The sequence below is a fragment of the Arsukibacterium sp. genome (genome assembly GCF_036735525.1).
Lineage (GTDB): Bacteria > Pseudomonadota > Gammaproteobacteria > Enterobacterales > Alteromonadaceae > Alishewanella.
Window position 1 is genome coordinate 18,880 of sequence record NZ_DAINOE010000018.1, and the last position, 21,200, is coordinate 40,079.

A 21,200-nucleotide genomic window follows, 5' to 3' on the forward strand; every position below is an offset into this window, starting at 1 on the left:
CGTTTAAAAGGGAGTAACTATGTTACGCAAAGCGTTACGTAAAACGGCTATAGCATCAGCCATCGGCATGCTGTTTATTGCAGCACAAGCTTCAGCCAATTCTATCAGTGGTACTGTGCTCGATGCAGCGGGACAACCCGCAGCCAATGTTGAGGTATCGGTATCAGGTACCGCCATTAAAGTATTAACCGATAGCCAGGGGCGCTTTGAATTAACTGGCATCAACGCAACAAAGGTTGAATTGCACTTAGCCGGTCGGCGCATTGCCCACCGTAATATCGACGTGCAGGTACCGACACAGGGTGTCAGCAATTTAACGCTGACCGTTAAACCCACTCCTTTTGAAGTGATTGATATTACTGCCAGTCCGTTACATGCCTCTATTACAGAATCGTCCTTACCAGTTAGTGTGCTGGCCGGCGAGCAGTTAAAAATGCGCCAGGCGGCAACGCTGGGTGACACCCTGAAAAATGAAATCGGCGTGCACAGTAATTTTTATGGTGGTGTCGCCAGCAGCCCGATCATTCGTGGCTTAGACGGCCCCCGGGTGCTGATCACCCAAAATGGCCTGGATGCCGGCGACGCCTCACGCGTGGGCCCGGATCACAGCGTGGCAACCGAAGCCAGCACCGCCACCCAGATTGAAGTATTACGTGGCCCGGCCACCTTGTTTTATGGCAGTGGTGCCATCGGTGGTGTGGTCAATATCGTCGATGAGCGGGTACCCACTAACAGTACACCTCGCGCCGAGTGGATCACCCAGTTACAAAGTGTCAATTCAGAAAAACTGATTGCCGGCTCTGCAGTAGGCGGCAACGACTTATTTGCGGTCTATGTCGATGGTTTCTGGCGTGACAGCATTGATTACAAAGCGCCGCATGGCCATGATGAGCATGATGATCACGGCCATGACCATGACCACGATCATGAAGAACATAGCGAACGTCGTATCGAGAATACCTTTGCCCGTAGCCAGGGTGGCACCTTAGGCGCCAGCTATTTGCTCAGCAACGGTTTTGTCGGCCTGTCTTACGGTCGGATGGAGCGTAAGTACGGTATTCCAGGCCATAGCCATGGCGGCCATAGTGACCATGGTGGTGATGGTGAAGAGCAGGTATTTGCCGATAAAACGCAAGACCGTTTCCAGCTGCAAAGCAGTGTCTTCTATCAGGATAGCTTGCTCAGTCAGGTGAATACCAAGTTGGCCTATACCGATTATCAGCATGCTGAAATTGAAGGTGGTGAAATCGGCACTGTGTTTAGCAATAAAAGCCATGAAGCCCGGCTGGAATTACTGCATCGCCCATGGCAGCACTGGAAAGGCGGTTTAAGCCTGCATTATAAGTTCAGCGACTTTGAAGCTGTTGGTGCTGAAGCCTTCAGCCCACCGTCTGATACCACTATGCTGGCGGCGGCCTGGATGACAGAGCGGCATTTTGGCCCTGTGCTATTACAACTGGGTGCCCGTACCGAGCGGGTTACCATCAAGGCACCTTCAGTGTTATTGCCAATGCTGGAGTTGCATGAGCATGATGACCATGGACACGATCACGGGCACGGCCACAATCATGGACATGACCACGGTCATGGCCCCGATATTACCCGGGTATTCGATTTTAACAGCCGCTATAACCCTTATAGTCTGTCCGCCGGCCTGGTCTGGGACTTTACGCCCGGCTATAACATGGGCGTGTCTATATCCCGCGCCGAGCGCGCCCCTAGCGCGGCCGAGTTGTTATCCTTTGGCCCGCATATTGGCACTAGCGCCTATGAAGTCGGTGCCATTTTTAAGCTGAATGCCGATGAAGATGGCTTTGTGTTACATCCTGATGGCTTTAAAACCGAGCGCTCTAACAATATCGATTTAACCTTGCGTAAAACCACTGGCAGCACCGGTTTTGTGCTGAATGCCTTTTACAACAGGGTCGATAACTACTACTTCCAGCAGTTTACCGGGTTATTTGCCGAATTTTCGCATGACCATGGAGATGACCATGACCATGGCGGACATGCTCACGGAGGTCATGATGATCACGATGAGCATGTAGATGAACTGCCGGTGTACCTCTTTACCAATCGCGACGTTAATTTGTATGGTCTGGAAGCACAGTTTGTTTGGCAAATCAGCCAACCTTACCGCTTAACCCTCCAGGGCGATTATATCCGGGCCAGTGTGCGTGGTGCCGGCGAGTTACCGCGCACGCCACCCATGCGTTTACTGACCTCTTTTGCCTACGAAGGGAATCATTATGATGCCGATGTGACCTTTGCCCGCTATTTCCGTCAGAGCAAGGTCGCAGAAATGGAAGCGGCGACCAGTGGTTACAGCATGCTCGATGCCTCAGTTAGTTACCGCTTTAACTTTGCCGGCCAGGAACTGGTTGCCTTCTTAAAAGGCCAAAATTTGCTGGATCAACGCGCCCTGATGCACACCTCTTTCCTGAAAGACGATGCCCCTCTGCCAGGCCGCGGCCTGGCGGTTGGTTTACGTGGTCGCTTTTAACTTATATTAATGGATTTGGAATTTAACATGATGAAATTACAAACAAAAATTGCCTACCTGGCTATCGCAATGTCTGCCGCATTTTTAACAGGTTGTGGTGATACTACTGTTAACATCAACGAATTACCGCCGATTGTCGGCGACGATGATGACCACGACCATGATCACGATCATGATGGGGTGAACGCCGCCGGACGTTTAGTGTTATCGGCCATTGATAACGCCTTTATTCAGGTACTGGAACTGCCGGCCAAAACAGAGCTCAACACCTTTGTGGTTACTGCTACACCAAGTGCTGTTGTTGCCTCTGGCGATCACCGTTATGCCGCTATAGTGCAACGTAACCAGGATTTAGTGCAGTTTATTGATGGCGGCTTGTGGCAGGAAGATCACGTAGAACACATGCATGACTATCAGGAAGCCCCCAGGTTGATGCCATTCCAGTTAACGCAAGTACGGCCTACCCACTTTACCAGTGCAGAAGGGCAGTTGGCGGTATTCTTTGATGGTAACGCCACCACGGGTGCGGCGGCGGGTGTTGCCGTATTAACCGATGCCGATATTGGTGAAGATCGCAGTGATTATCCACAATTAACCTTAACTACCCATCAGCATGGTGCAGCTCAGGCCCGTGGCGACTATCTGATTAGCACCCTTCGTGATGCCAACAGCAGTACTACCTTACCAGACCAGGTCGCTTTGTATCATCAACATGGTGATCACTTTGATTTAGAAGAAGTGTTTGCTGTTAATTGCCCTAATTTGCACGGCAGTGCCCAGAATCATGACTTTATTGCCTTTGGCTGCACTGATGGCGTGTTGCTGATTGAGCAAAGCGGCGAAACCTTTACTGCCAGCAAGCTTGAAAACACTACAGATTTTAGCGGCAGCATGCGCATTGGTACCCTGGCCGGGCACGATGCGGCTGAGCACTTTATTGGTTTAGCCGGTAGTGCAGTTTTCGCTATTCATGCTGAAGATGCTGAAATGGAGCTGCTAGACTGGCAGCCGGGCGAAGCTACTGCAATTTGGGGCTATGGCTTTGCTGAGCAAGGCGAAAAGTTTGTGTTGCTGGATAACACTGGCGCGCTCACTATATTCAATTATCATGGCCATGCCCATGGTGATGAAGAGGCCTTTGAGTTTGCCGCTAAACTAGTAATGACTGAAGCCGAGCTGGCTGCTATGCCAGCCGGTGCCCGTTTTCAGCTGGCCATTTCTGCCGCTGACGACAAAGTCTATGTGACTGACCCAATCGCTAAGCAGTTAATTACCGTTGATTTGCATGATGCTGAAGTCGTGAATACTAAACAACTTAACTTTACTCCGCACCGGATAACCTGGTTGGGCATTGCTAACCCATCAGATGACCATCACGATCATTAATGCTGGCTAATCAAAGCTGACATCTGGTTGTAGCTAAGCCAACCGCTGTATCTTGTCGATACAGCGGTATTTTTTATAAATCCAGACCCTGAAATGTAAATGGCTCAGCGGCGACAAAGTACGCTGAGCTCTCGCCGGCATAGACCTGGCCTTTATCGGCGTATAACACTTTTGCAGCGGCCTCTGGCCGGAAATCTAATTTGGTTAAGTCTACCCAGAAGGTATTGGGTGTCAGTGCTGTTTCAAAGAAATAACGCAGATGCTTATGATCGGCCACCACCCGCCACTGGGTGCTGGATAAGTTCGGGTAGCCTTCAATCTGATAACCATAGGGCACTGAGGTGTTACGGATCACACTAAATACACTGGCGGTAGCGACTAGCGGATCACTGGTTTGCGGAATGCTATTAATATAGTAATGCGCCCGCACAAAGCGATCGGCTGCTTTGACGGTACCAGGTAAAAACTGATTACCCGGAATACCTTGCCAGTACTGCTGAATGGCCAGTTGTTGCTGGTAGGGCGGATCATTGGTCATCACGGTGTAAGAGGCATCATGATGGATCACCAGCTCTCCGGCGATATACTCAAAAATCGCATTGTCGCCAGTGGCATCCGATACCGACAAATGGATAGTAGTATGTTTATCAGTACCCGGTATCACATCAGTGACCACCACAAAGGGCTCCTCGCGTAAGGCTGCGACAGCCTCTGCTACGCTGGCAAAATTATCTAACACATATTGCGCCCATAGCGAAATTGACAAGCCCGGCTTGGCGCCGTCAGGGCTAAAGCTGGGGTACTCTGATTCGACCAGCCACAGCATATTGGCCACCAGGCCTTTTTCATTCATGCCATCAGAGCTGGCAATATCCCAGGAGCTGACCACCAAGCTGCCGTATTTTGCCGTCCAGGCGATGCTGTTGGCACCCACTTCACCACTGCGGCTAATACCGCGGGGCAATGCCCATAAATTGGCCGGTATCGGCAGGCTGAAATCCATGCTACGGCCGGTTAAAATGGTTTGTTCCGGGCCCTTGTACATCACTCTGGTGCAGGCATCTGCGGGCGGGCTCCAATGCAGCACCAGTACAGTACTGGCCGTCAGCAGGCCACTAAACAGCGTTTTGGTTAAGGTCATACAGGCGCTTCCTCAGTAAAATCAGAATCTTTAGTCTAGTCAGGCTTTAGCTGCAGCGCCAGAATGAAATGTGATACTATAACATTTGTCGCAGCAGCAGGCGTTTTGGTCTGAGTGCCCTTGTGGTTCAGGGCAGAGTGTTTTAGCATCTGGCCACTTTTTACGACGGTCATTTTAATATGGGTTTAATACGGATGAAAAAAACCACAGTAGCGCTGGTACTGGCCAGCGTCTTTGGCAGCCACCCAGCTATCAGTGTCTATGCGGCAGAGCCGGCGTCCGGCACTGACCAGCAGGATGAATTACTGGAAGTACCCGGTAGCGCAAATAAGCCGGCAGTAGAGCGCATTGAAGTGCGGGCCTCCGGCTTAAAACGTAATGTGGTGGACATGGCGGGGCCAGTATCGGTGTTAGCCGGTGAAGACTTGCTGCGCCGCACCGATGTCAGTATTGGCGAAACCCTGAAATACGAAGTGGGCGTGCATGCCAATTATTACGGACCGGTCGCGTCACGGCCGGTGATCCGCGGGCTCGACGGTGCCCGGGTGCAGGTGGTACACAACGGTATGGGCACCGGCGATGTGTCCCGTGAAGGGCCTGATCATACCATTACCGCCGATGCCGTTACGGCGCAGCAAATCGAAGTGCTACGAGGCCCTGCCACCTTGCTTTATGGTAGCGGCGCTATTGGTGGGGTGATTAACGTAGTGGATAATCGCATTCCACAGCAGGTGCCGGTGCAAAGCGACACTATAGTACAAAGCCGCTTTGCTACTGCCGCCAGCGAGCGCAGCCTCAGTTTTGCTCATGACAATGGTGCTGCGCAGTTCGCCTGGCATATTGATGGCAATGTTCGAAAAGGTAATGACTATAAGGTGCCTTTCTATCAAAACGAGGACGGCGACAGCAGCAAGCGCTTACAAAACTCCTGGTCAGAACATCAGGTGCTGAATATCGGTACCAGTTATATTGCTGAGCAAGGCTTTATTGGCCTGAGTTACGGTGTGATTAAAACCGAATATGGTTTACCTGAAGGTCCGGGCGAGCAGGAGGAAGAAGGCGAATACATAAAACTTAATCAGCAACGTGTGTCGCTGGCATCAGAATACCGGCCGGGCGGCAGCCTGTGGCAAAGTATCACCGCCGATATTGCCTTTACTGATTATGATCATGCGGAATTTGAAGAGGGCGAGGCGGGCACCGAGTTTTTAAGCCAAGCCCTGGAGCTGCGCACTACGGCAACCTACGAGTTAGCGGACAGCTGGCGCGGTATTGTTGGGTATCATGGCAATTTACGTGATTATCAGGCGCTGGGCGATGAAACCTTTACCCCTAATACCGACACCGATAGCCATGCGTTGTTTATGCTGCATGAAAAACGTTTTGGTGAGGTTAAGCTGGAGTTTGGCAGCCGCTACGAGCAACTTGCCCATCAGGCCTATGAGCTGACTGATAGCCTGGGCAGCCGTGATCTTAAGCAGACATTTAATTTGTTTAGCTGGTCTTTTGGTGCGGTTTACCAGTTGCAGCCAAACCAGCAACTGACGCTATCCTATAGCCAGGCACAGCGCGCGCCCGCGGCGAACGAGCTCTATGCCAATGGTATTCATATCGGTACCCGCTCTTATGAGATTGGCGTCGGCTATGAGGTGACTCAGAATAATGGCGCGGTGCAAATTGTCCACAATCCGCAACTGGCCACAGCTGAGCAGGCAAACAACATCGATTTAGGCTGGCGCGGCCAATTTGCCAGTGTCAGTGCCAATATTAACCTGTTCTACAACCAAATTGATAACTATGCCTTTTTAGCCAATTTAGGCTTTGAAATTGCCGATTTTGCCGCTTATCAATACCAGCAACAGGATGCCCGTTTGCATGGGATGGAGGCCAGCGTCAGTTGGCAACTGACGCCTGAACATCAGCTAACCTTGATTGGTGATACTGTGGTGGCGCGTTTACGCGATGGCGGTTACTTACCGCGGGTGCCTGCTTACCGGTTAGGCGCAGAGTATGCCTATAGAGCCGATAACTGGGGTGGCCAACTGGGTTTAACGCATTATGGCAAACAACAGCGTTTGGCCGAAAATGAAACGGCCACTGCTGGCTATACCGTGGCAGAAGCCGGGATAAACTATTATCTGAACTGGCAGCAGTACGAGCTGACGACCTTTGTTAAGCTGCAAAACCTCAGCAACCGCTTGGGCTTTGTTCACAGCTCCTTTATTAAAGAGGATGCGCCTTTGCCGGGCCGCCAGCTGGTGCTGGGCTTGCGTTTAGCGTTTTAATCTTTTAGCTGGTTAGCCACAGCAGACGCCGTGCGCGTCTGCTGTGTGCAAGACATACTTTCTTACAAATGCCCGCCATTAAACACTGGTCTGCTATTAGCCTTTTCGTTAGCATCAAGCATACGTTTCTCTTACAAATGTGGTTAAGGACAAGACTGATGAAAAAACTCTTTGTGATCAGTGCAGTAGCACTGGCGGTTATTACAGGCTGTGCCCAGCAATATGGCACGGCAGCGCTGAGCAAAGCTGAGCAACAGCAAGCGGCGGCCATTATTGTCAGCCCGAATGATCAACGCGAATACAAAACCATCACCCTGCCGAATAAAATTGAAGTAGTGCTGGTGTCTGATCCGAGCAGCGAAAAATCAGCAGCGTCGCTCAGCGTGGCCGTGGGTATGTTGCAAGATCCGATGAGCCAGCAGGGTATGGCGCATTATCTGGAGCATATGCTGTTTTTGGGCACCGAACGTTTTCCGGATACCGCTGAATATGGCGCCTTTATGAGTCAGAATGGCGGCGCTGCCAATGCTTACACCTGGTTAGACATTACCAACTATATGTTTCAGGTAAATAACGGTGCATTTGAAGAGGGACTGGACAGGTTTTCTGACTTTTTTAAAGCACCCAAGCTGTATCCTGAATATGCCGACAAAGAGCGCAACGCGGTCAATGCAGAGCAATCGATGCGCCGTGAAGTGGATTTTTTAGGCCAGTTTGAATTAATGCGCCGCATGTTTGGCGAGCACCCGTCAAACCGTTTTCTGGCCGGCAGCTTAGAAAGTTTAAGTGACAAGCCAGATAGTAACCTGTACGAAGAGACGGTGAAATTTTATAACGATTACTACTCGGCCAATATCATGAAAGTGGCCCTGCTCAGTAACAGACCGCTGGCAGAAATGGAGTTACTGGCCCGCCAGCATTTTTCCAGTATCGAGAATAAAAACATCGACAAACCTGCCGTGACTGCTGAGCTCGATTACAGCTTGTTTGCGCCCAAACGCATCCATTATTTACCGAATCAGGATGTGAAACAGCTGCGGCTGGAGTTTGTAATTAAAGATAACAGTGATCAGTTTGCGCTAAAACCGAATGAGTTTGTCAGCTACCTGTTAAATTCAGAAATGCCGGGCACCCCGGCGTATCAGTTAAAAAATCTGGGGCTGATTTCCAGCCTGAATGTGTCGGCTAACCCGAGCTTTTTCGGCAATTACGGTAATATCAGTATTGATCTGAACCTGACCGATGCCGGTATGCAGCAGCGTGAAGCTATAACTGCGGTGGTGATGCAGTATATCGATTTAATTCGTGAGCAAGGTGTCGACAGCAAGTACTTTAATGAAATTCGTACTAGTCTGGATAACCGCTTCCGCTTTTTAGAAAAAACCGATGGCTTTAACTATGTGGCCGGTTTAACCGCCAGCATGCTGAATGTGCCGACCCGGCATATTATTAATGCCCCTTATCATTTTGAACGCTTTGAGCCGGCGGCCATTAAGCAGGTATTAGATCAGATGACCCCGGCGCAGCTGCGGGTATGGTATATCAGCCAGCAAGAGCCGGCCGATACCGATTTGGTGCGCCATAAAGGCCGCTACAAAATTGCCGATATCACGCCTGAAGAAATTTCCACCTGGCAACGGCCGGTGGTGGCGCTGAATCTGCCACAGGTTAACCGATTATTGCCTGAAAGCTTTGATTTAAAAGCGCCTCAAGCATTAGACAAGCCAATAGCTTTACCAGAAATGGCGGGTATTAAAGCCTGGTTTTACCCCAGCCAGGCCTTTGCTGATCAACCACGCGGCCGCCTGGATATCTACCTGAATAATGCCACCCCGCTGACCGATGTCAAAGCCAAGGTGATGCTATCGTTATGGCGCGATTTGTACAACCTGGAGCAAAGCGTGTTAGCTACCGAGGCGTCGGTTGCCGGTATCTTTATGCGTTTAAGCGAAAGTAATGGCTTATTGTTAAATGTTGATGGCTTTACTGATAAACAGCCGCTTCTGGTCGATCAGGCATTGGCCGGAATTATCCCGACAGTCAGCGATGAGCGGCTGGCGCAGGCGGTAGACCGTTTAGTGCGCGGCTTGCGTAACCAAAGTCGTGAAGCGCCTTTCCGTCAGGCGTTTAACGCCTTTGGAACCTTATATCGTGGCGGTAACTATAACAACGAGCAGATGATTAGCGCCGCCCAGCAACTGACGGTTGCCGATTTACAGGCCTTTATGCAGCAAACCTTAGCTGCAAATCAGGTGCGGGTGTTTGCCTTTGGTAACTATGATCAAGCCGACGTTGAGCAATTGGTTAGCACCATTGCCAAGCGCTTGCCGACAGAGCGTCAGGTGACCGAGTATGTTCGCACGCCAGTCTGGCTGCCTAAGCCAGGTGAAGTGATTACCCTGATGCGCGACATTGATGTCACCGATGTGGCGGTGGTGGACATGCACATTCACCCGGAGCCGACTATTGAGCAGCTGGCGCGGGCGCGCTTACTGCAAAGCCACTTTAGCAATCAGGTGTTTGATAAACTCAGAACCGAAGAGCAGTTAGCATATGCGGTGGGTGGCACTGCGGTGCAACTGGAAGATTACACTGCCTTTGGCATGTACATTCAAACGCCGGTAATGGCACCAGAGCCTATGCAGCAACGCTTTGAGACGTTTAAACAGCAGTACGGTGAGACGTTAGCCAAGATGCAGGCTGCTGAGTTTGAACAGTTAAAACAAAGCTTACTGGTGAGCCTGAAAGAACCGCCAAAAAATCTGCGCGAAGAGATGGCGCCTATTGTTTCTGACTGGTATCAGGAAAAGTTTAACTACGACAGCCGCGCCCGGTTAATTGCTGCGGTAGAGCAACAAACGCTGCCAGATATTCAGGCGTTCTATCAGCAAACCTTGCTTAACCCGCAAGCGGCACGCATCTCAGTACAAATGCGTGGTACCAGCTTCCAGGATAAGCCTTTTGCTACTATCCCTGGCCAGCAGGTGATTACCGATCTGGCCGAGTTCCATCAGCGGATGAGCAAGCAGTAACACTGTTAGTCTGAGATAAAAACGCAGCTTTTACGATATACTCTGTAGGCTGCGTTTTTTTTCGGCTAAAAAAGCAGTTCTATCAACCCTTGTTGGCAGCCTGTTGGCAAAGCTGCCGCAATACCTGCAACGCCGGGCTGTCCTGAGTGCGGCCATGTGCCAGCACCAGATTGCGCTGTAACGTCAGGCCCTGAATAGGCCTGAGGCTGACATCGCTACGTTGTTGCAGGCTGTCAAAATCCGGTACCAGCGCACAGCCTACGCCAGCCGACACCAGACCCAGCGCATATTCGATGGTTTGAATATCAGCGCGGATATCCGGGTTGATGTCGCGCCGCAACAACTCCGGGTACAGCAGTGCCCAGGCGTCGCAGGGCATTCGCTTTATCAGCGGCAGATTGGCAAAATCAGTTAGCTGGATATGAGATTGTAAGCTGAGCGGCCAGGCCGGTGGCAGCGCCAGTAAATAGCGGTCATGCCAGATCGGTTGCAGCACTTCACCGGCTTTTAATTGCTGTGGCGTAATAATACGGGCATCACAAGGCTCATCCGGCTCGACTAAATGCAGCTCCAGCCCGGCTACCTGCTGGCTGAATTCGCGCAGTAACGCACTCATGCGTTCTACCCCCAGCGCTTTAATTAAACCTAAGCGAAATTGTACCCGGTTCACCGGCGCTTTGAACGACGCCTTTAACGACTGCAGCTGGCTGAGCAGTTTACCGGCATGGCCATACAGCTTATCGCCATCCTCCGTTGGGGTTACCCCTTTAGGCAGACGGATAAATAAACTAACCCCCAATTCCAGTTCTAACTGACGTAAGGCGGCAGATAGCGATGGCTGCGCCACACAGCATTGGCGCGCAGCGGCGCTGACACTGCCTTGCTCGTACACGGCGACAAAGTAATTCAGTTGGCGGATATCCATAGTTAAAAACTATACCAGATACAGAATTAATATATTTTAACTTTATACTGCAGCGCAGTAGAGTGGTCAATAACCGCTGTTTTTTTAACTGCATAGCATGAGGTAACTGTATGGCCCGCCCGGTATTTGATTGGCAAGATCCGTTTCAATTGTCCGCCATGTTAACGGAAGAAGAGCGGATGATCCGCGACACCGCCCACCAGTATTGTCAGGAAAAACTCCAACCCAGAGTGTTACTGGCCAACCGCAACGAGCATTTTCATCGGGAGATCATGAACGAGCTGGGCGAGCTGGGGCTGCTTGGCGCTACTTTACCTGAGCGCTATGGCTGCTCGGCAGTCAATTATGTCTGTTACGGCTTGGTCGCGCGCGAAGTAGAGCGGGTAGACAGCGGCTATCGCAGTGCCATGAGTGTGCAGTCTTCTTTGGTGATGCATCCTATTCACGAATATGGCACTGAAGCGCAGCGCCAGAAGTATCTGCCAAAACTGGCTACCGGCGAGTGGGTGGGCTGCTTTGGTTTAACCGAGCCCGATGCCGGTTCAGATCCGGCCGCTATGCGCACTGTCGCCAAAAAAACCGCTAATGGCTATCTGCTTAATGGCAGCAAAATGTGGATCACCAATAGCCCCATTGCTGATGTATTTGTGGTCTGGGCTAAGCTGGACGGGGAGATCCGTGGCTTTGTGCTGGATAAAGGCTTAAAAGGCCTGAGCGCACCTAAGATAGAAGGCAAATTTTCACTCAGAGCCTCTATTACCGGTGAAATTGTCATGGACAATGTTGAAGTGCCGGAGGATGCTATTTTCCCCGACATTCGCGGTTTAAAAGGCCCCTTTGGCTGCCTGAATAAAGCCCGCTACGGTATCGCCTGGGGCGCGCTGGGCGCGGCAGAGTTTTGTTGGCATGCAGCCCGTCAATATACGCTGGACCGCATTCAGTTTGGCCGGCCTTTGGCACAAACCCAATTGGTGCAGAAAAAACTGGCCGATATGCAAACCGATATCAGCCTGGGGTTACTTGGCTGCCTGCAAGCGGGCCGCCTGATGGACGCCGGCCTACTGGCGCCAGAAACTATCTCGCTGATTAAGCGTAACTCCTGCGGTAAGGCGCTGGAGATTGCCCGGCAGGCGCGCGATATGCACGGCGGTAATGGTATTGCTGATGAGTACCATGTGATCAGGCATCTGATGAACCTTGAAGCGGTGAATACCTACGAAGGCACCCATGATGTGCATGCCCTGATTTTAGGCCGCGCGCAAACTGGCTTACAGGCTTTTAGCTAATGATGGGCGAGCCATTTCACCCCTGGTTGCAAGGTTTTTTGCAGCGGATTAGCGCCGGTAAGTTACCCGCAGTCAGTGTGACGGAATCCAGTTTAAGCGATGCCGACTGGTATCGCTTATGGCACAGCCAGTTATCTAGCCGCCTGTTGGATTTACAGTCGCGCCTGCTGCAAGCCAAGGGCCAAAGTTTTTATACCATTGGCAGTGCCGGCCATGAGGGCAACGCGGCGGTCGCGGCGGCGCTGCGGCTTAGCGATCCGGCGTTTTTACATTATCGCAGTGGCGCGTTTTTTATTGAGCGCAGCAAACAGCTGCCAGGCAGTACGCCTTTATATGACATGCTGTTGTCGTTTTGTGCCTCCAGTGACGACCCGATTTCCGGTGGTCGCCATAAAGTCCTGGGCAGCTTGGCACTGAATATTCCGCCGCAAACCAGTACCATCGCCTCACAAATCCCTAAGGCCGTGGGCACTGCCTTTGCGATTGATTTATGCAAACGGCTGGGCCAGGTCGGGCACTGGCCCAATGATGCCATTGTCATGTGCAGTTTTGGGGATGCGTCTGCCAATCACTCCACCGCTCAGGGCGCCATTAACAGCGCCTGCTGGGCGGCGTTTCAGCATGTGCCGCTGCCGATACTGTTTGTCTGTGAAGACAATGGTCTGGGCATTTCTACGCCCACGCCGCAAGGCTGGATAGAGCAAAGCCTGGCCGAGCGGCCCGAGCTGCGCTATTTTGCCGCTGATGGCGCAGATGTAGCACAAAGTTATGCCGTGGCACGCAAAGCCGCCCACTATGTGCGGAGCAAACGCCAGCCGGCTTTGCTGCATTTATCGACGGTGCGTTTATTTGGCCATGCCGGTGCTGATGCTGAAGTAGCTTATCGCAGTAAACAACAGATTGAAGCTGAGCTGGAGCTTGATCCCTTACTGGCCAGCAGCGCGGCTTTGCTGGCGCGGGGCATCTTAAGTCGTGAGGATTTAGTCAGTGCCGTTAGCGAATTAGCGACACAAATCAGCCGGGTAGCGGCTATCGCCAGTGCTAAGCCTAAACTCAGCAGCGCTGCGGCGGTGATGGCCTCTATTGCGCCGACCCGCCCGGCACTGCCTGCGCCGCCGCTGGCCAGTACTGAGCTGCGCCGGGCTATTTTTGATTTTGATAAGCATAATCTGGCCAAGCCGCAGCATCTGGCTAAGCTGTTAAACTGGACTTTGCATGATCTCTTTGCCCAGTTTAGTCATACTGTGCTTTTTGGTGAAGATGTCGGCAAAAAGGGCGGTGTTTATGGCGTTTCGCAGCATTTAGTTCATGCCTTTGGTGCCAACAGGGTCATCAATACGCTGTTAGATGAGCAAAGTATTCTGGGCTTAGCCATTGGTCTGGCGCAGCAGGGCTTGTTACCTATCGCCGAAATTCAGTTTTTAGCCTATGTGCATAATGCGGAAGATCAAATTCGGGGTGAAGCCGCCACCCTGCCGTTTTTCTCCAATGGCCAGTACCACAATGCTATGGTGATCCGTATTGCCGGTTTGGCTTATCAGCGCGGCTTTGGCGGGCATTTTCATAACGATAACTCTTTTGCGGTGTTTCGTGATATTCCGGGCATTATTTTGTTATGTCCCTCTAACGGCGCTGATGCGGCCTTGTTACTTCGCCAGGCGGTGCAGTTAGCTTATGAGCAAAAACGGCTGGTGATTTTTCTGGAGCCGATAGCGCTCTATATGACCCGCGATCTGTTAACGCCCGGCGATGGTCGCTGGCTCTGTGATTACCCACTGCCCGACACGCCAATACCGGCGCTGGGTGAGCCCGCAGTATTTGAGCAGGGACTATTTCAGCAGGGTGACGCGGCAACACTGGCGATTATCAGCTATGGCAATGGCTATTACTTAAGCCGTCAGGCCGCGGCAGAGCTGGAAGATAGCGGCATAACCCTGCGTATTATCGATTTACGCTGCCTGGTACCGTTGCATACTGCGGCGATAATAGCGGCGCTGGGTGACTGTCAGCAGCTAATCATTGTCGATGAGTGTCGCCGTCGCGGCTCGCTCAGTGAAGAGTTGTTTACTGCCTTACATGAAGCCCGCCCTGGTTATTACCACATCAGCCGCATCACCGCGCAAGACAGCTTTATCCCGCTGGGCGCGGCCGCTTACAGCGTGCTGCCTTCTAAACAGCAGATCATTGACATGATTTACAGCTTAACGGCTCAGCCATTAACGCAGGAGTCGCACAAATGACCCAAGCTAAAAAAACCGCCTTAGTCGTTTGCCCGGGGCGGGGCAGTTATCAGCGCACTGAGCTGGGCTATATTAGCCAGCATCTGTCACAGCCGGCGCTGCTGCAAGGTTTTGATGCGGTGCGCACTGCGCTTGGGCTAACCACGGTCAGCGCGCTGGACAGGGCTTTGCAGTTTAATCAGCGCGAGCATCTGAAAGCCGATAACGCGGCGGCCTTGATTTATGCCGCCGGGCTGCAGGACTTCGCCGCGATTGACCGCGAGCAGTTTGATATTGTTGCCGTGACCGGCAATTCGATGGGCTGGTATACCGCGCTGGGTTGTGCCGGGGTGTGGCAAGGGGCAGACAGTATGCGCCAGGTCAGCAGCATGGCGCAGTTAACGGCAGAAGCGGCGGGTGCGCAGTTTATTTATCCACTGGTCGACAGCGACTGGCAACCTTGTCTGGATAAACAGGCGCTGGTCGCCGAGCAGCTCTATCTGCATCAGGGCGCGCTGTTTTTATCTATTGAGTATGGTGGTTATGCGGTATTGGCCGGTACGCACAGTGCGGTAAAGGCGGCGATGCAGGCACTGCCTGCTTGTGATGAGCGCTTTCCGTTATTATTGCCCGGCCATGCTGCCTTTCACAGCCCACTGATGCTGCCGGCCGCCGAGCAGGCGCAAAGTCAATGGCCTGAGCAGTTATTCGCCACACCGCAATTGCCGTTAATTGATGGTCGCGGCGTGGTTTGGTCAAGCCGGGTGGCTGCCACGGCAGCACTTAAAGCCTATACCTTTGGCCATCAGGTAAGCCAGAGCTACCACTTTAGCCGGGCAATTCAGGTCGCGGTAAAAGAATTTGCGCCTGAGCATATTATTTTGCTGGGGCCAGGCGCCAGTGTTGGCAGTGCGGTGGCGCAAAGCCTGATAGCGATTAACTGGCAGGGTTTACGCAGTAAAGCCGATTTTATCGCTTCGCAGCAGACGCCGCTGCCTTATGTGCTGAGCATGGGTATGCCAGAGCAGCGCCGGTTAGTCGCCATTAGCGAATAATAAAATCAAAGTACTTATCGGTGTATACCGGCGGTTGGTGGGTAAAATGCCACCATTCCATGTTGTACACCTTAAAACCCGCTTGCAGCATAATGCTCTCCAACAGTTGCCGGTTGGCTTGCTGGGCTTTGCTGATGCCAGGGTGGCCAACATTGGAAATAGGGTCAAACATATCAAAGGGCGAGCCCATGTCCAGCAACTGCCATTGCTGCTGTGCATCTTTGCCTGCCAGGGTTAAATCGATAGTACTGCCGCGGCTGTGGCCTGATTTCTCGGCAATGTATTCACCCACCAGCTGATCTTTGCCAAGGTTAGGGTAATAGGCGGCTTTGGTGCGGGTATCGGTTAAATCGGCGGCCCAGCGCATAAAATGGTTTACCGCGCGCTGCGGCCGGTAACAATCAAAAATCCACAGGGTCAGCCCTTTGGCAGCGGCCGCTTGTTGCGCCTGTAGTAAGGCGTTTGCGGCATCACGTTGCAAATAGCATTTATTCGCCTGATAGCCCTCGACCGGGCTGCCGACAAAGTTGTCACTGCCAAGGTAGGCCAAATGTACCTGCAAATCAGGGTTTAACTGTTGCACATCGACAAAATCTGCCGGTATCTCAGGCTTATTTGCTACAGCTGCCGCTGCCAGCAGTGTGCAACTAAATAGCAAGGGCGTACTGAGCAGCAGGCCGCTAAGCGGATAGCGTTTTGTTGTCATATCATCAGTATCCCGGCAATAACAAAGGCGACAAAAGCCAGGGCGCCACATACCAGCGCGTAGGGCAGCTGGGTTTTGACGTGCTCCAGTAAATCACAACCGGCGGCCACTGAGCTTACTGCTGTGCTGTCAGAAATGGGCGAGCAGTGATCACCAAAGACACCACCGCTTAAAATGGCGGCCAGGATCAGTTGCGGCGGTAAGCCCAGCAGGCTGACCAGCGGCATGCCAATTGGAATAAGAATGGCAAAGGTACCCCAGCTGGTGCCAGTGGTAAAAGAAATTAACGCGCCGGCTAAAAACAGCAAGGCCGGTATTAATACTTGCGGCAGGTTTTGATCAACAATGCTGGCAATAAAGGCGCCGGTACCCAGCAGTTTTAAACTGCTGCCCAGAGCCAGTGACAGCAACACTATGGTAACCAGTGGCAGCAGTTCGCTCATGCCTTTAAAGCCAATATCCACCAATTTCTGATGCGCAAAGCGCTTGCTGAGCAACATCATGCAATATACCACCACACAGGCCAGCGCTGTGGCATATAACACTGATTTTGAACCCGAGCCCTGTACCAGCTGACCGTTACCGGTGAGCAGCATAAAGCCGAGCATTGCCGCGACCAGCGTGACTAACGGCACCAGCATATAAGAGGGGTGGCTTGGCTCAGTTTCGATTTCGCTGTGGTGCGATAAGGTATGCAACTTCTGTTCAGACTGGCGCATCGGGCCATACACCTTGCCACTGATAATGGTATAGAGCACCACCACCAGGGTAATTAGCGCATAAAAGTTCAGCGGTATGGTCGCAATCAGCACGGCGACCGGCGTTTGCGGTAAGTCATACGTGCTGAGTAAGCCCAGAATATAGGCGCCCCAGCCGTTCAGTAAAATAATAATGCAAATGGGCGCACTGGTACTGTCGATGATATAGGCCAGCCGGGCCCGGCTCATTTTAAACTTATCAAACAGGCCGCGCGAGCTGATACCGGCCGTCAGTGAGCTGAGATTAGACTCGATAAAAGTCACGGCACTGATGGTAAAGGTCATTAACCCGGCCTGACGGCCGTTACGGGCAATACCTTTATTTACCAGCATGGCCACGGTGGCCGACACACCGCCGGAATAGCGCATATAGGCCAGTAAGCCGCCGACTAACAACGAAAACATTAAAATTCGGGCATTATCTGCATCGCCAGTCACCGCAATAATCCGCTCCAGCGTCTGAATACTGCCATCCAGCAGCAGGGCGGGACCAAAGCTCTGGCCATGCTGCAAAAAAATCAACAGCTCGGCGCTACACAAAGATAATAACAGCGCAAGAATCACCTCTTTGCGCCACAGCACCACCGCAATGGCGACAACCGCCGGAAGTAGGGTTAACCAGTCTGCCACCATCAACTCCTTTATCATTATTATGTTAAGGCATGCGACTACTTTTATACAGCTATCAGCAGCTGCGGGCAAGCCGCCCACTGGCGTTTTTAGACTATTGTGATTAATTCCAGGAAAATGCTATGGTACTCTCGGTCACTGTCACATTGGATACGACAACTGCCATGCAGTGCAGTGTTCAATTGCTGGCATAGCAGCTACACTGAAGCCAACTGGCAAATTCATCGTATCACGAGGTAAAAATGCAATTTCGCCTGACATCTAAGTTAGTTTATATGCTGGCTTTTAGCCTGTTTTTTAGCCCGGTTTTTAGCTTAAGTACTGTGAGCCATGCCATGACCCCAGAGCAATTTGCCCAGCAAAAACAAGCGGGCCTGAATAAGCCGCAACTGACACTGGCCGATATCGCGCCGTTAATTGCCCATTACCAGCAGCATCCGTTAGTGGCGGTGCAACAATTGGGGGAATCGGTGCAGGGCCGGCCGATTTATCAGTTAACTTTAGGCCGCGGTGAGACTCGTATGCTGGCCTGGTCGCAAATGCATGGTGATGAACATACTGCCACCGCTGCGCTGTTTGATTTACTTAAATATATTACAGACGAGGCTAATGCCGGGTGGCGTGACAGCTGGATGGACAATATCAGCCTGCATCTGGTGCCGATGCTGAACCCTGATGGCGCCGAGCGCAATACCCGGGTCAATGCCCAGGGTATAGATATCAACCGTGATGCAATGGCGTTACAAAGCCCGGAAGGACGCCTGCTGATGCAGCTGGGCAAGCAATTGCAACCTAAGTACGGCTTTAATTTGCATGATCAAAATCGCTTTCATGCTGCGGGGCCGCATCCCAATCCGGCTACTATTTCGTTACTGGCACCGGCATATAATGAAGCCCGTGATATCAATGACAGCCGCAAAGCCGCCATGCAGCTGATTGCCCATGTTAAACCTTTGATAGATAATAGTATTCCACAGCACTTAGGCCGCTATGATGATACTTTTTCACCGCGCTCTTTTGGCGATACTTTTGCTTCTCTAGGCATTAGTACCGTGTTGGTGGAAGCCGGTGGTCACCGTGCTGATGATAACCGTCAGGTAGCCCGCCGCCTTAATTTAATGATGTGTATAGCATTTATAGATGCGATAAATACCGGCAGTTATCGCCAGGCCGCTTTGGCAGATTACGAAGCGATCCCGTTTAACCGCCGCAATGGTATGAAAGATCTGATCTTGCACAAGGTGCAACTGGAAGTGTCTGAGCATCCCGCTACCGTGGATATTGCGGTAAATCTGCAGCTGGAATCTCATCGCCAGGCCAGCATAGATGAAATTGGCGATTTATCGGTGCATGCGGCTTACCACGAATATGACGCCAGCGGCTTGCAGTATCAGGCAGGTAAGGCCTATAAGCTGAGCAAACCGCTGACCTTAACCGCTGAAGCCTATTTAACCTTATTGGCGCAGGGGTATAGCCACTTTAGCGGCAAGGCCGCCTTGTTAGAAAACCGTAGTGGTTTTCCTGTGGTGCTAAACCCGGGGCGTTTGGCCGGTAATGAACCGCGGTTAGGCGAGCAGGCCAGTTTTTTACTGGTAAATGACCAAGGCGTGCAGCTGGCATTGATTAATGGCCAGCTGATTGATGTGCCAGCAGGGAAACAGCTGACGCCATTGGGTACCTGATGAGCTCAGGGCGCTTTATCAGCTCTGGGCTGTTATTACGCTCAGGGCGTTAATGCGCCAGGGCTACTATTCCGCTCAGGGCTGTTATTACGCTCTGGGCTGAAGCCGCTGCAGCCAGCTGTGTAACGCCTCTAATTGCTTGCGCACATTCGCCTGAATTTTTTCGTCCAGCAGGTTGCCATCATTGTCAAAGGCGCCACTAAAGGCATTCGCAAAAACTTCCGGCTGATTAAGCGGGTGCAGGTTCAGATAAACACAGACCTGGCGCAGGTGATACTGGGCGCGTGAGGTACCCATACCACCACCAGCGCCCATAATGGCAACGGCTTTACCGCTGAGGAGATGGTTGTCAGGCTCGCGCGACGCCCAGTCCAGCGCGTTTTTAAGAGCCGGTGCCAAAGAGTAATTGTATTCCGGACAACCGAACAACAGCGCGTCCGCCTGCGCAAATTGTTGTAACAGCTTTTCTAACGCCGCTGTTTTATCGGCTAAATCTGCATTGTAAAACGGGATATCCAGCAAATCGGCCAGATGAATTTTCATGCCATCCGGGGCATTGGCCTGGGCATAACGTAATAAACCGCGATTTGTCGATTTGGCGCGCAAACTGCCGCAGATCGCCAATACATTAATGGTCATAGTTGACTCCTGTTTGGTTTAAAGAGAATGCCAATAACTGATTGGGTAAAGTCTGAAACATTCAGCGTCCAGCCAGCTATTGGTGTCTAAGCTATACTGATTTCACCCCATAAAATATCATTACACTATCCACAGATAAAGATTGGAGAATCTATGCTTATACGAACCTTAGTCGCTATGTTGGCGCTTGTCAGCCTTTTTGGCTGTGAAAAACCTGCTGCGCCGCAAGCCCCTGTTGATATGGCAGCAGTATCACCCGATCCGGCCCATAACAGCCGCTTAGCGTTGGACTGGTCGGGCTATTATCAGGGTGTCCTGCCTTGTGCTGATTGCGAAGGTATTGATACCCAGCTGTGGTTACATCAGGATGGGCAATACCAACTAAAGCTGAAATATCTGGGGCGCGATGAGCAGCTATTTGAGTTGGCCGGCCGCTTTGAATGGCTCAGTGATGGTAACCGTATTCAGTTACACACCGATAATGCAGAAATCTGGCTGTGGCGGGTCGAGGAAGAGGGCATCAGGCAGTTAGATCAGCAGGGTGAACTGATTACCGGGCCACTGCAACAGCAATACCGCATTAGCAAGCAAGCCGAGCCTGCCGGCGAAAGCCTGCTTAGTGGCACCCGCTGGCAATTAACCGAATTAATGGGGGCAGCCGTGGCAGCCGATAGCGGTATTTTTATACAGTTCACTGCTGATGGCCGGGTACATGGCTATAATGGCTGTAATAACTTTATGGGCGGCTATCAGCAGCAAGGTTTATCCCTGAGTTTGAGTCAGTTAGCCTCGACCATGAAAGCCTGTGCTGATGCGTCCTATGAGTCAGAATTTATGCAGGTATTGCAAACAGCAGATAACATTAGCCTGGCAGCAGAAGTACTGAGTTTAAACAAAGCCCGTATGGCACCCTTAGCGCGCTTTTTGGCGGTGGCTCCAAGCGAGTAAGCAGC

General features: G+C 51.8%; 14 protein-coding genes. 9 read left to right on the forward strand and 5 right to left on the reverse strand.

Going from position 1 to position 21,200, the window contains the following annotated elements:
- The first annotated feature begins 19 nt into the window (after positions 1–19).
- Together V7D78_RS05545 and V7D78_RS05550 are read left to right on the forward strand one after the other, a co-directional pair.
- Positions 20–2,503: a TonB-dependent receptor gene (locus tag V7D78_RS05545; protein ID WP_333607443.1), complete on the forward strand. Its 2,484-nt coding sequence runs from the start codon at positions 20–22 to the stop codon at positions 2,501–2,503.
- 27 nt (positions 2,504–2,530) lie between these two features.
- Positions 2,531–3,889: a 5-methyltetrahydrofolate--homocysteine methyltransferase gene (locus V7D78_RS05550; RefSeq protein ID WP_333607444.1), complete on the forward strand. Its 1,359-nt coding sequence runs from the start codon at positions 2,531–2,533 to the stop codon at positions 3,887–3,889.
- A gap of 73 nt (positions 3,890–3,962) precedes the next feature.
- Here the strand turns inward: V7D78_RS05550 and V7D78_RS05555 are convergent, their stop codons facing one another.
- Positions 3,963–5,030: a linear amide C-N hydrolase gene (locus V7D78_RS05555; protein WP_333607445.1), complete on the reverse strand. Its 1,068-nt coding sequence runs from the start codon at positions 5,028–5,030 to the stop codon at positions 3,963–3,965.
- A 194-nt stretch (positions 5,031–5,224) separates the two neighbouring features.
- On the opposite strand from V7D78_RS05555, the gene V7D78_RS05560 reads away from it, so the two are divergent.
- Positions 5,225–7,315 (forward strand): TonB-dependent receptor, encoded by a 2,091-nt coding sequence (locus tag V7D78_RS05560; RefSeq protein WP_333607446.1) that lies wholly within the window; start codon positions 5,225–5,227, stop codon positions 7,313–7,315.
- A gap of 158 nt (positions 7,316–7,473) precedes the next feature.
- The gene (locus V7D78_RS05565) at positions 7,474–10,347 is read left to right on the forward strand and encodes an insulinase family protein (RefSeq protein WP_333607447.1); all 2,874 of its coding nucleotides are present in this window, start codon (positions 7,474–7,476) and stop codon (positions 10,345–10,347) included.
- Between the two features lie 82 nt (positions 10,348–10,429).
- Here V7D78_RS05565 and V7D78_RS05570 read toward each other — a convergent pair whose 3' ends face one another.
- Positions 10,430–11,272, reverse strand: a complete 843-nt coding sequence (locus V7D78_RS05570) for a LysR family transcriptional regulator (RefSeq protein WP_333607448.1) — start codon at positions 11,270–11,272, stop codon at positions 10,430–10,432.
- 110 nt (positions 11,273–11,382) lie between these two features.
- Here V7D78_RS05570 and V7D78_RS05575 point away from each other — a divergent pair, with 110 nt between their 5' ends.
- The 3 genes from V7D78_RS05575 to V7D78_RS05585 are packed head-to-tail and all read left to right on the forward strand — an operon-like array spanning position 11,383 to position 15,832.
- Positions 11,383–12,558 carry an acyl-CoA dehydrogenase gene (locus V7D78_RS05575; RefSeq protein WP_333607449.1) on the forward strand — a complete coding sequence of 392 codons (1,176 nt, stop codon included), beginning with the start codon at positions 11,383–11,385 and terminating at the stop codon, positions 12,556–12,558.
- Positions 12,558–14,798, forward strand: coding sequence for a thiamine pyrophosphate-dependent enzyme (locus V7D78_RS05580; protein WP_333607450.1), 2,241 nt, complete (start codon positions 12,558–12,560; stop codon positions 14,796–14,798). The genes V7D78_RS05575 and V7D78_RS05580 overlap by 1 nt, the downstream gene beginning before the upstream one ends.
- Positions 14,795–15,832 carry a malonyl CoA-ACP transacylase gene (locus V7D78_RS05585; RefSeq protein ID WP_333607451.1) on the forward strand — a complete coding sequence of 346 codons (1,038 nt, stop codon included), beginning with the start codon at positions 14,795–14,797 and terminating at the stop codon, positions 15,830–15,832. The genes V7D78_RS05580 and V7D78_RS05585 overlap by 4 nt, the downstream gene beginning before the upstream one ends.
- On the opposite strand, the gene V7D78_RS05590 is transcribed toward V7D78_RS05585, so the two are convergent.
- A complete protein-coding gene (locus tag V7D78_RS05590; RefSeq protein ID WP_333607452.1) occupies positions 15,822–16,538 on the reverse strand; it encodes a M15 family metallopeptidase in 717 nt (238 codons plus the stop codon). The genes V7D78_RS05585 and V7D78_RS05590 overlap by 11 nt on opposite strands.
- Positions 16,535–17,929 carry a Na+/H+ antiporter NhaC family protein gene (locus tag V7D78_RS05595; protein WP_333607453.1) on the reverse strand — a complete coding sequence of 465 codons (1,395 nt, stop codon included), beginning with the start codon at positions 17,927–17,929 and terminating at the stop codon, positions 16,535–16,537. The genes V7D78_RS05590 and V7D78_RS05595 overlap by 4 nt, the downstream gene beginning before the upstream one ends.
- 239 nt (positions 17,930–18,168) lie before the next feature.
- On the opposite strand from V7D78_RS05595, the gene V7D78_RS05600 reads away from it, so the two are divergent.
- Positions 18,169–19,608, forward strand: a complete 1,440-nt coding sequence (locus V7D78_RS05600) for a M14 family zinc carboxypeptidase (RefSeq protein WP_333607454.1) — start codon at positions 18,169–18,171, stop codon at positions 19,606–19,608.
- An 87-nt stretch (positions 19,609–19,695) separates the two neighbouring features.
- Here the strand turns inward: V7D78_RS05600 and V7D78_RS05605 are convergent, their stop codons facing one another.
- Positions 19,696–20,247 (reverse strand): NADPH-dependent FMN reductase, encoded by a 552-nt coding sequence (locus V7D78_RS05605; RefSeq protein ID WP_333607455.1) that lies wholly within the window; start codon positions 20,245–20,247, stop codon positions 19,696–19,698.
- A gap of 153 nt (positions 20,248–20,400) precedes the next feature.
- On the opposite strand from V7D78_RS05605, the gene V7D78_RS05610 reads away from it, so the two are divergent.
- Positions 20,401–21,195: a copper resistance protein NlpE N-terminal domain-containing protein gene (locus V7D78_RS05610; protein ID WP_333607456.1), complete on the forward strand. Its 795-nt coding sequence runs from the start codon at positions 20,401–20,403 to the stop codon at positions 21,193–21,195.
- The last annotated feature ends 5 nt before the right edge of the window (positions 21,196–21,200 follow it).